The following is a 10,032-nucleotide window of genomic DNA, read 5'->3' on the forward strand; positions in this document are numbered from 1 at the left end:
TGCCGTTCGGCTCCGGGGCTGCGCCATTGTGGCATGTCAGGCGCTTGGTTGACAGCTTGGTTGTGATCCATCTAACGTACCAAGCAAGCAGTTGCTTGAGTAAACCAAACGGCATTTGGTTCGTTGCGAATACGGCATCTCGACGGCGCCCTGTATCTGGCATTTCCCATAAGAGGAGAAGAATGAAGACGCTAATTGTTGGTGGAACCGGCATGATCGGCACGCACATCGCAAACCATTTGCGCGAGCAGGGCAGCGATGTTTCTCTCGCGGCACGTACAGCGCCGGCTGCTGGCACTTTCGCAAGCGAGTTCCCGACCATTCTTCGCGACTACAGCAACGATGAGTTCTCCGCTGCCGACTTGGCCCCTTTCGAAGCCATCGTCTTCTCGGCCGGTAACGACATCCGCCACGTTCCCAAGGGCGCCGACATGGCCGAGTTCTGGGACAAGAACCAGAGTGGCGGAGTGCCCGGGTTCGTCGCCCGCGCAAAAGAGGCCGGTGTCGCCCGTGTGGTGCAGATCGGCAGTTACTACCACCAGTTGATGCCCGATCTGATCGAGACAAACGAGTACGTTCGCGCGCGCCACCTTGCGGACGAAGGGGCACGTGCGCTGGCCGATGCCGATTTCAACGTCTCAACCTTGAATCCTCCGTCGATCGTGGGGGTCAAGTTGGGTGCGCCCGCGCGGACGTTCACGAAACTGCTTGCCTGGGCTGACGGCGAAATGCCGAAGATCCCGAACTTCGCACCGGCCGGTGGCACCAACTACATGTCCGTCCAGTCGCTGTCCGAGGCGGTCTGGGGGGCATTGCAGAATGCGGAATCAGGCAAGGCGTACTTGGTCGGAGACGCCAATCTCACTTATCGCCAGTACTTTCAGACGATCTTCGACGCTGCCGGAAGTTCGATCCAGCTCGAAGAGCGCGACGAAGAGCACCCGTTCCTTCCGGACCCGTTCATCGTGCAGGGGCGCGGAAACGTCATCTCGTACGAACCCGATGCCGCGGAGACTGCAGCACTCGGGTACTCCCGTGGTGTCGCCGAGGCTGCGATCCGCGACGTGGTGGCGCTGACCAGAGAGCACGCCTCTGCCTGAGTTCGACCCCGTAGCTGATCGACCTCGTAGCTGATCGACCTCGGGCTGATCGCAGGCCAGGCCGATGGTTTTTGCTCGCGCGAAAGGAAATTTGTTGAAGCGCACTGGTTTTCGTGTTCCGAAAATTTTTGTGGTGATGGCTGCAGTGGCTCTGGGTATGACGGGCTGTGGCGGGGGATCCATGGGTGGCGGATTCGGTGGCGCGGGCGGTGACCTGGACCGCGACGCGGTGCTTCGGGTCACCACGAGCTCGCCGACCAGAAATCTGGATCCATACCTGCAGACGAGCTACGGGGGCTGGGGCTACCTGACCACCGTGTTCGATCGCCTCACCACCGTCGACACCGAGGGGAATCTCGTTCCGGCACTGGCGACATCGTGGGAGTTCGCGCCCGACGGTTCTTACCTGGAATTGGAGCTGCGCGACGACGTCGCATTCCACGACGGTACGAGGTTCGACGCCGCCACAGTGGTTGCGAACATCGGTAGAGGTCAGACATTGGAGGGCAGCACGGTCAAGGCCGCCCTGCAGAACGTGGCGGCAGTCGACGTGATCGACGACTTCACCGTTCGCCTGCAGTTGGTGCCGGGTACCGGCGTGGACCTTCCCGGGGTGTTCAGTACCAACGCCGGAATGATGATCAGTCCGAAGACCATTGCGGCAGGTACGGACATTCGCAATCAACCGGGCGCGAGCGGCTCGGGAGCCTACGAGGTCAGTGCATACGTGCCGCAGGAACGCCTGTCGCTCGTGCGGTCGGACGCTGTCAACTGGGATCCGGACGCCGGCCGGTTGGCAGGCATCGACTTCGAGGCGATTCCTGACGCCAGTACCCGACTGAACGGCTTGAAGACGGGTATGACCGACCTGAGTTGGGTGAGTTCGGCAAACGAGGTGATGGAGGCGCAGTCACTCGCGCAAAAACGTGCCCTGGGTGTCGACGAAGTGATCTTCCGCAATGTGCTCGGCCTGTACATGCGGCCCGAAGGAGACCTCGCGAAGCCGGAGGTCCGCCAGGCGGTGGCATCGGCGATCGACCCAGATGCCGTCAGCGCGCTGTTTTCCGGAACATGCACCCCGAGCCGGTCGATCTACCCGGCAGGCAGCTGGTCTGTGGACGAAACATATGAGTACCCCTATCCATACGATGTAGACAAGGCGCGGAGCCTCGTGCAATTGGTCGGTGGCGCCAAGATCGCCTTGACATTCGGGGCAGGTACCAACACGGAAAAGTCCGCGAACGTCATTCAGTCGTCGCTGTCGGATGCGGGTATCGACGCAGATCTCAATCCGGTGCCGAATGCCCAGAACGAACCACGTTATGCCGCGGGCGATTTCCAATCGATGGTGGCCAACAGCTTCAGCCCGAAGGTCGATCCCGCGGAGACGGTGAATACGTTCCTGCTCGGTTCATACGATCTCGCGAACGGTGATCAGCAGATCAAGGACCTCGCGAAGGTCGCCGCTGATCCGACGCTGCCGCAGGAGGAGCGGGCCGAGTTGTACCAGCAGATCTGGAAGCTCACCCTCGAGGAAGCCATGTTTGTCCCGATCTGCAACCAGACCAACGCTGCCGTGTTCACCGACAAGGTCGTCGGCGCGGACGAGGTCCCCTGGACCGATCTCGGAATCTTCGACCTTCGACACATCGGTATGACCAAGTAGCTCGCTCGAAGGAGAGGAACTCTTATGCTGCGTTACGGTGGCCAGCGCCTATTGGCAGCGATTCCGTTGCTGTTGATCGTTCCGTTGATGATATTTCTGTTGATGGATCTGGCTCCGGGTGACCCTGCAGTCGTTCTCGCGGGGGAGAACTCGACGCCCGAGCGTCTGAGCGAGCTACGTGCGAGCTTGAACCTGGACCAGAATGTCTTCCTGCGATACCTCGACTGGGTGAGCTCGGCCGTGCGCGGAGATCTCGGCATGTCGCTGCTGTCCGATCAATCCGTGGCTGAACTTCTGCTACGGCGCATGGCGACGACCCTGTCCCTGGTGGCGTTCGCGATGGTGTTGGCAGTCGTGGTCGGTGTTGTCCTCGGTGTGCTGGGTTCATTTCGACCGGGTGGCGTGATCGACCGGGGCATCAACGTTCTGGCGTCGGTGGCGATTGCCATACCTGCTTTCTGGTTCGGGTTGGTACTGGTGTCGCTCTTCGCAGTGTCGAACCAGATCTTTCCGGCGTTCGGCTACGTGCCGATATCCGAGGGAGTTGTTCCGTGGTTCCAGCACTTGGTGTTACCCGGTGTGGCCTTGGCGTTGCTGCCCGCGGCCGAGGTGACATTGCAGCTGCGGACCTCGCTCGGGAACGTCATGGGCAGTGACTACATACTCAACGCCAATGCGCGGGGGTTGTCTCCGGCCCGGGTCACCTTGAAACATGGGCTCAAGAACGCATGTATCCCGGTGGTGACAGTGCTCGGGTTCCGGGTCTCTGAGGTTCTCGGTGGCGCCGTCACCATTGAGATCATCTACAACATGCCGGGATTGGGGAGTCTCGCAGTCGACAGCGTCCAAAATCACGATGTGCCAGTGCTTCTCGGATTCGTTCTGTTCACCACGGTGGTCGTTGTCATAGTCAATCTGCTCGTCGACATCTCGTACGGTTACTTCAACCCGAAGGTGCGCTCATGATCTCGACCAAGAATGCCGGAACGAGCGAGATCGGCAATCACATCGGTGTGGGCCGCAAGGTGCTGGGGTTCATACGCCGAAGGCCGGTCACCGCGATCGCCGGACTGTTCGTTGTCCTGCTCGTGCTGATGGCGGTGTTCGCCTCCTGGATCGCCCCCTACGATCCATATACCCAGGACCTCTTGAATCGACTGCAGCCACCGAGTGCTCAGCACTTGCTGGGCACCGATGACTACGGACGGGATGTGCTGAGCCGGTTGATCTTCGGCTCCCGCATATCGTTGACGGCCTCGTTGCAGGCGGTGGCGCTGGCCCTGGCGCTCGGCCTGCCGCTGGGTGTGATCGCCGGCTACCGAGGCGGCTGGACCGATACGTTGCTCACCCGAACCATGGACGCACTGATGAGCGCGCCGTCACTGGTGCTGGCGATCACGATCGTCGCCGTACTCGGTTCCGGTATCACCAATGCGATGTTGGCTGTGGGACTGGTGATGGCACCGCGGTTCTTCAGGGTGGCGCGGGCCTCGACCATGGATGTCAGAGGCGACACGTATATCGAGGCGTCGGTCGCGTTGGGCTGTAAGACGTCTCGGACGATCGTCCGGCACATCCTGCCGAACGTGATGCCCCCAATCATCCTGGTGATCTCGGTGTCTCTGGGTACCGCGGTGGCGGCTGAGGCGAGTTTGAGCTTCTTGGGACTCGGTGCCGAGGCGCCCACGGCGAGTTGGGGCTCGATGCTCAGCACGGCCGCCTCGAACATGGAACTCGCGCCGCATCTCGTCTGGCCACCCGGCGTGATGATCTTCCTGACCGTGCTCGCCTTCACCTACCTCGGCGACGGTGTTCGCCGAGCTCTGACCAGGAGTCGCAATGGTAGTGACAACTGAACCACTGCGGTCGCAGGCGACCGCAGAAGCCGATGCCTCGCAGCTGTTGCGGGTGCGGGATCTCACTGTCCAGTTTCGTGCGGGCCGACGTGATTGGGTGACCGTCGTCGACGGCGCCTCGTTCGATGTAGGCGCAGGCGAATCCGTCGCCTTGGTAGGCGAATCCGGTTCGGGGAAGACTGTGTCCTCACTCGCGGTGATGGGTCTGACACCGAACACCGGCGGACGGATCTCCGGTGGTTCGGTCGAGTTCGAGGGCCGTGACCTGACGTCGCTGCATCCGCGAGAATGGCGGAAACTCCGCGGGACAGGGATGGGCATGATCTTCCAGCAGCCCATCCGTAGCCTGAACCCGGCGTACACGGTCGGGGATCAGATCGCCGAAACGGTCCGCAAACACCTCGGACTCGATCGGCGCGCGGCGATGGCGCGCGCGATCGAGATGCTCGAGTTGGTCCAGGTACCCCGTGCTGCCGAGCGGGTCCGAGAATATCCACATGCTTTCAGCGGTGGAATGTGCCAGCGAGTGATGATCGCGATGGTCATGGCGTGCAATCCCAGGCTGTTGATCGCAGACGAACCGACCACCGCGCTGGATGTCACGGTGCAGGAGACGATTCTTCAACTGCTGCGGGATCTGCAGGAGCAGACCGGTATCGGGCTACTGTTCATCACCCACGACCTCGCTGTTGTTGCGGAGTTGTGTCAGCGCGTGGTGGTCATGTACGCGGGCGAGGTGATCGAACAGGGCAGTGCGGAGAAGCTCTTCTACACGCCGGAACATCCCTATACGGCAGGGCTTCTCGCGTCGATACCCCAACCGGGTCGTAGCGAGAACCGGCGCCTGACCGCGATCGAGGGCCGGGTGCCCGCGGCAGGCGAGTGGCCGGCCGGGTGCCGGTTCCGGCAGCGGTGTCCGCACGCTCGAGAAGGGCTGTGCGATGCCACGCATCCGGCGATGATCTCGACCGGGGAAGGCGGCAGTGCCCGGTGTCTGCGTGTCGCCGATCTCGAACTACAGGGGGTGAGCGGCCGATGAGTCTGCTAGAGGTGTCGAACATTTCGAAGTCTTTCTCGACAAGACGGAATCTCATCGGGCAACGTTCGGGGTGGACGCATGCCGTGCACGATGTCTCATTCACGCTCGAGGCCGGCGAATGTCTCGCCGTGGTGGGCGAATCCGGGGCAGGAAAGTCCACGGTGGGCCGAATCGTGTTGCGGTTGATCGAACCCGATTCTGGTGACATCGTGTTCGACGGCCAGGACGTCCGGGCCGCCAAACCTACCCGGCTACGCGCGATGCGCCGGGGGATGCAGATGATCTTCCAGGATCCCCACAGCTCCTTGGATCCACGGATGAACATCCTCGACGCGGTCGCCGAACCGCTGATCGTGCATACGGACCTCGATCGTAAGGCGCGTGATGAACGGGTCCGCACGTTGCTCGACAAGGTTGGTATCGGCCCGCGTCACCTATCCCGATATCCAGGCGAATTGTCCGGAGGCCAGTTGCAGCGAGTGGCGATCGCACGAGCGCTCACTCTGGAACCGAAGATGATTGTCTGCGACGAACCCGTTGCAGCCCTTGATGTATCGGTGCGTTCGCAGGTCCTCAACCTGCTCCGTGACCTGCAGGAAGAATTGGGTCTGGCCTACCTTTTCGTTTGTCACGACCTCGCTTTGATCGAGGTGATCGCCGACCGGGTGATGGTCATGGCGGGCGGAAAGGTTGTCGAGACGGGAACGGTGGAGGCGATCTACCGTGATCCCCAGGAGGAATACACGCGAAAGCTCCTCGATTCCATACCTGTTCCCATCCCACGCGGTTCGCGGATTCGGTGACGGTGGGTAGCGCAACAGCTCCGGGCCTGATTGACCGAATGACCCTGATTCTCGACGCATTCGATGGTGGAACCTCACGCTTGACCCTCGAGGAGTTGACCGCCCGTACGCGGTTGCCGCGCTCGACAGTTCATCGAATCCTGACCCAGCTGCTCAGGTTGAACTGGGTGGACCACAACTCGTCCGGATACGGTGTCGGGCAACGCGCTCTCGCGCTGGGCGGCTTCGGTGGAGATCACAGCGCGGTCCGTTTTGCGGCAGCGCCGTTTCTGCAGGAGTTGCATGCGCAGACCGGGATGGTCGTTCATCTGGCGGTCCTCGACCTGGGTGAGTCGATCTATCTCGACAAGGTGGGCGGGCGATACGCGTCGGAACTGCCATCTCGGGTCGGTGGACGTGGGCCGGCGTATTCGACGGCCTGTGGGAAGTCCATCCTCGCCTGGCTCGACCCGGAGCGGGTGGACAGTCTGTATGAACAACGGCTGCGTCGGTGCACCGACCGCACGATCGGCGATGTCTCCATCTTGCACAGGGAACTGAATACCATCCGCAGGCGTCGCGGGCTCGCCTTCGAAAGCGGCGAATCCTTCCGGGGTGTCGGATGTGTGGGAGCGGCCATCCGGGGTAAGGGTGGGCCGATCGCCGGTATCTCGGTGTGCGCAGATGCAAGTACTGCGCAACTCGAACGCGCCGCACCGCTGGTGGCCTCTGCCGCCAGGCAAGTCGCGATGGCGCTGTAGTGAGCCGCAGTCAGACGCCGTAACCACCGTCGACGTCGAGTTTCTGACCGCTGATATACCCGGCCCTGGGGGAGGCGAGGAAGAGCACCGCCTCTGCGATGTCGGCCGCTGTTCCGAAGCGTCCCAAGGGAATGTTTGCGCGGGTGATGTCGAGAGCGGCCTGATCGAGCTGTCCGTCTGCGATCAGGCGACTCGCCATTCCGTCTCTGAGCATGCCGGGACCTACGCAGTTCAGGCGCACCCCGAAGCGCCCCTCCTCGCCGGCGAGCGCTCTGACCAGGGACTCCACGGCGGCCTTCGGTCCAGAGGACAGCCCATCGCGTTTCGGGAATCTGGCGGTGGCTGCGGTTGTGACGGCCACGACCGATCCCTGGGACCGTCTCAGGTGGGGTAACGCCGGATGAACGAGATTGAAGAACCCGGTGACCTCTTGGTCGACCTGTTCGGCCATCATCGCCGGCGTCACATTCGACAGGTATGTCATGGGGACGTGCGGGCCCGCGGCATGGACCACGGTGTGAATCGAACCATAGGTATCGACGACGCGTTCCACGAACTCGGCGGTTGCGGCGGCATCGACGAGATCGAGACGGGTTGCCGTACAGGGTTGTTGGATTGCGGGTTTATGGTGCTCGGAGAGTTCGCCGGTGAGCTGCTCGGCCGCGGCGAAGTTCGACCGGTAGGTGAATGCGACCGGTGAACCCGCCTGAGCCAGTGCGAGACAAACCGCTCGACCTATTCCTCCGGTTCCACCGGTGACTATCGTGGCCCCCGACATGGCTGAAAAATCAGGCACCCCAATCCTTTCCTGGGAGAGTGACTCAGACGATCCGGGACCGTAGTTGAACCAGTGGGTCCGAGGCATCGCGCTGACCACGTGGGCCGGCCCCGCTGGGCTCGGCGAGCCGACCGGCTTCGGAACGCGTCCACTCTCGCACCGCCCAACGCTCGGTGATGGCCCATCGTCCTTCGCGGAGCTCCATGAGATCGATGTAGCGGGTGCCACTGGTGAAGTTGATCATCCCGGCCGACTCTGGTCCGCCCCAATGCATTGCCATCAAATAGGATTCGCTGATCGCCTGATGACCGTACAACTCCACGAGGTGGTTGCCGACGTGATGCTGGGTGCCTCCGATGAGGGATAGCTTCGGGCGGACCCAATCAATGAACTCCTCGACGGTGCCATCGAATCCGGTGTGGTGATCGATCCCGTCGCTGTGGTAGGTACCGCGCACCAGGTCGAAGTCGAGCCGGTCGATGCCACGGCAGTACCGCATCACCACTTCGTAGATGGCCTGTTTGTGTAGAAGTTCCTGCATTGCTTCATCCATTTTCGCGTTCCATTCTCTACGTTCGGTCTGCAAGATCGGTCATCCAATCGAGCAGCCCGGGAAGCTGTGTCGCGCCGATGCCGAATGCGGCGGGACGGAAGACGACCACGGTTGCACCCTGTCGGTACCATTCCTGCGCCGACCGGGCGGTGGCATCGAGATCGACGCTACCGTCGGGGCCCATCTCCGGTGAGACGGAAACCTGGATGCGGACAGAGTGGGGATCACGACCGTGCGCGGCAAATGTCTTGCGGAGAAGAGCGACGCTGTCTGCGAACAACGACAGGTCGGTCGGATTGACGGTCCAGCCATCTGCGACGCGGGCGATCCGGTCGAAGTTGCGTTGACTCGGGCCGAACCCCAGCATGATCGGGACACGATCCTGAACCGGAAACGGAAGGCTATGGAAGTCCGTGAAGGAGAAGTCCCGCCCGGTGAAACTGGCCGGAGCATTCGTCCACAGCTCTCGACAGGCCTGCACAGCCTCTTCCATCCGGCCGAAGCGGGCGTCGAACGGCATACCGGTCGCGGTGTACTCCGCCTCTTGCCATCCCACACCGAATCCCATCACGACGCGTCCCTGCGACAGGGCATCGAGAGTCGCAAGCTGTTTGGCAAGCAGAGCCGCCGGCCGAATATTGGCGATCAGTACCGATACCCCCAGTTGCGCGCGAGCGGTGACGGCCGCAATACCCGAAAGCAGCGAGATCGGCTCGTACCAGGGGTGTTCAAGGGGAAACAGAAAGTTGTGATCCCGCACTCGCTGTGCGTGGGCATCTCCGGTGAAGCCGAGATGATCACCGGTCGAGATCAGATCGACACCGGCACGGTCCGCCCGAGCCGCAAGGTCGAGGACCATACGTACGTCGCCGTCGAAAAGGGCTTCGGCTCCGAGTAGGTTGATTCCGACTTTCATGCGCTGATCAGGCTGTTGTTGCACGTCTCACCTCGACGTCCTCGGTGAAGTCGACAACGAGTTCGCGACGTGCGAACAACCAGTGGCCTTCGGCGCGCGCAAACGTGTCCTGGTACCGGATGGCGAACCGATTGTCCCGGTATCCCTTTGCGCGCGAATAGATATGGTGCGCGGTGCAATAGGTTTCACCGTGGACGATGTCGGACGAGCCGGTCTCGAGGACCTGTTGGTCGACGACGTGCCGGGTGGCAACCAGGTGTGATAGCGAATCGATCACCGACTGGGCCACCGCCTGCCTGCCCTTCAATTCGCTGGGCGCGTCAGTTCCGTTCATCTGGGCCGGCAGCACAAGTGTCATCTGGGGAGTGAACAGCGAGGCCAGTACCTGCATGTTTCGACGGTCGACAGCTTGCGCATACCGCGCCGCAAGGGCGGCGATGGCAAGGCGATCAGAGGGTTCCATGATCGCATTCCAGCGTGGTCGAGACCGCGTCAGTGCAGGCCTCCCGCTGGGTGGGACTTCGGTACCGCGCTCGGTGGCGCGCAGTTAGCGTCCAGAACATTGCAGCGATAGCCATAAA

10 protein-coding genes and 1 pseudogene are annotated in these 10,032 nt (G+C 62.0%); 7 read left to right on the forward strand and 4 right to left on the reverse strand.

The annotated features are described in order from the left end of the window. Window positions 1-182 precede the first annotated feature (182 nt). The 7 genes and pseudogenes from AC1TQG_RS14610 to AC1TQG_RS14640 form a co-directional block, all read left to right on the forward strand. Window positions 183-1,100 (forward strand): NAD-dependent epimerase/dehydratase family protein, encoded by a 918-nt coding sequence (locus AC1TQG_RS14610; RefSeq protein ID WP_482138014.1) that lies wholly within the window; start codon window positions 183-185, stop codon window positions 1,098-1,100. Between the two features lie 136 nt (window positions 1,101-1,236). After that, on the forward strand, window positions 1,237-2,766 hold the full coding sequence (locus AC1TQG_RS14615) for an ABC transporter substrate-binding protein (protein ID WP_482138015.1): 1,530 nt from the start codon (window positions 1,237-1,239) through the stop codon (window positions 2,764-2,766). Between the two features lie 24 nt (window positions 2,767-2,790). Beyond that, entirely contained in the window at window positions 2,791-3,732 is a 942-nt protein-coding gene (locus AC1TQG_RS14620) for an ABC transporter permease (RefSeq protein WP_482138017.1), read from the forward strand. Beyond that, entirely contained in the window at window positions 3,729-4,622 is an 894-nt protein-coding gene (locus AC1TQG_RS14625) for an ABC transporter permease (protein WP_482138019.1), read from the forward strand. The genes AC1TQG_RS14620 and AC1TQG_RS14625 overlap by 4 nt, the downstream gene beginning before the upstream one ends. Then, on the forward strand, window positions 4,612-5,661 hold the full coding sequence (locus tag AC1TQG_RS14630) for an ABC transporter ATP-binding protein (RefSeq protein WP_482138021.1): 1,050 nt from the start codon (window positions 4,612-4,614) through the stop codon (window positions 5,659-5,661). The genes AC1TQG_RS14625 and AC1TQG_RS14630 overlap by 11 nt, the downstream gene beginning before the upstream one ends. Continuing rightward, window positions 5,658-6,464 carry an ATP-binding cassette domain-containing protein gene (locus tag AC1TQG_RS14635; RefSeq protein WP_482138023.1) on the forward strand — a complete coding sequence of 269 codons (807 nt, stop codon included), beginning with the start codon at window positions 5,658-5,660 and terminating at the stop codon, window positions 6,462-6,464. The genes AC1TQG_RS14630 and AC1TQG_RS14635 overlap by 4 nt, the downstream gene beginning before the upstream one ends. Window positions 6,465-6,502: 38 nt before the next feature. Next, window positions 6,503-7,201: pseudogene (locus AC1TQG_RS14640) on the forward strand (IclR family transcriptional regulator); the annotation flags it as partial. 13 nt (window positions 7,202-7,214) lie between these two features. Here the strand turns inward: AC1TQG_RS14640 and AC1TQG_RS14645 are convergent. The 4 genes from AC1TQG_RS14645 to AC1TQG_RS14660 are packed head-to-tail and all read right to left on the reverse strand — an operon-like array spanning window position 7,215 to window position 9,914. Next, complete coding sequence (locus AC1TQG_RS14645) at window positions 7,215-7,982, reverse strand: SDR family NAD(P)-dependent oxidoreductase (protein ID WP_482138752.1); 768 nt, start codon at window positions 7,980-7,982, stop codon at window positions 7,215-7,217. A gap of 43 nt (window positions 7,983-8,025) precedes the next feature. Further along, window positions 8,026-8,535, reverse strand: coding sequence for a nuclear transport factor 2 family protein (locus AC1TQG_RS14650; protein ID WP_482138025.1), 510 nt, complete (start codon window positions 8,533-8,535; stop codon window positions 8,026-8,028). Between the two features lie 16 nt (window positions 8,536-8,551). Beyond that, window positions 8,552-9,451: a TIGR03619 family F420-dependent LLM class oxidoreductase gene (locus AC1TQG_RS14655; protein ID WP_482138754.1), complete on the reverse strand. Its 900-nt coding sequence runs from the start codon at window positions 9,449-9,451 to the stop codon at window positions 8,552-8,554. Window positions 9,452-9,458: 7 nt separating this feature from the next. Further along, on the reverse strand, window positions 9,459-9,914 hold the full coding sequence (locus AC1TQG_RS14660; RefSeq protein WP_482138027.1) for a nuclear transport factor 2 family protein: 456 nt from the start codon (window positions 9,912-9,914) through the stop codon (window positions 9,459-9,461). Window positions 9,915-10,032: the final 118 nt, after the last annotated feature.

This window comes from Williamsia sp. Y844 (assembly GCF_056786475.1).

Bases quoted from the DNA above. Each gene is read 5' to 3' on its own strand.
- AC1TQG_RS14610 (WP_482138014.1), top strand. From the start codon at position 183: ATGAAGACGCTAATTGTTGGTGGAACCGGCATGATCGGCACGCACATC.
- AC1TQG_RS14615 (WP_482138015.1), top strand. From the start codon at position 1,237: ATGGCTGCAGTGGCTCTGGGTATGACGGGCTGTGGCGGGGGATCCATG.
- AC1TQG_RS14620 (WP_482138017.1), top strand. From the start codon at position 2,791: ATGCTGCGTTACGGTGGCCAGCGCCTATTGGCAGCGATTCCGTTGCTG.
- AC1TQG_RS14625 (WP_482138019.1), top strand. From the start codon at position 3,729: ATGATCTCGACCAAGAATGCCGGAACGAGCGAGATCGGCAATCACATC.
- AC1TQG_RS14635 (WP_482138023.1), top strand. From the start codon at position 5,658: ATGAGTCTGCTAGAGGTGTCGAACATTTCGAAGTCTTTCTCGACAAGA.
- AC1TQG_RS14645 (WP_482138752.1), bottom strand. From the start codon at position 7,982: ATGTCGGGGGCCACGATAGTCACCGGTGGAACCGGAGGAATAGGTCGA.
- AC1TQG_RS14650 (WP_482138025.1), bottom strand. From the start codon at position 8,535: ATGGATGAAGCAATGCAGGAACTTCTACACAAACAGGCCATCTACGAA.
- AC1TQG_RS14655 (WP_482138754.1), bottom strand. From the start codon at position 9,451: ATGAAAGTCGGAATCAACCTACTCGGAGCCGAAGCCCTTTTCGACGGC.
- AC1TQG_RS14660 (WP_482138027.1), bottom strand. From the start codon at position 9,914: ATGGAACCCTCTGATCGCCTTGCCATCGCCGCCCTTGCGGCGCGGTAT.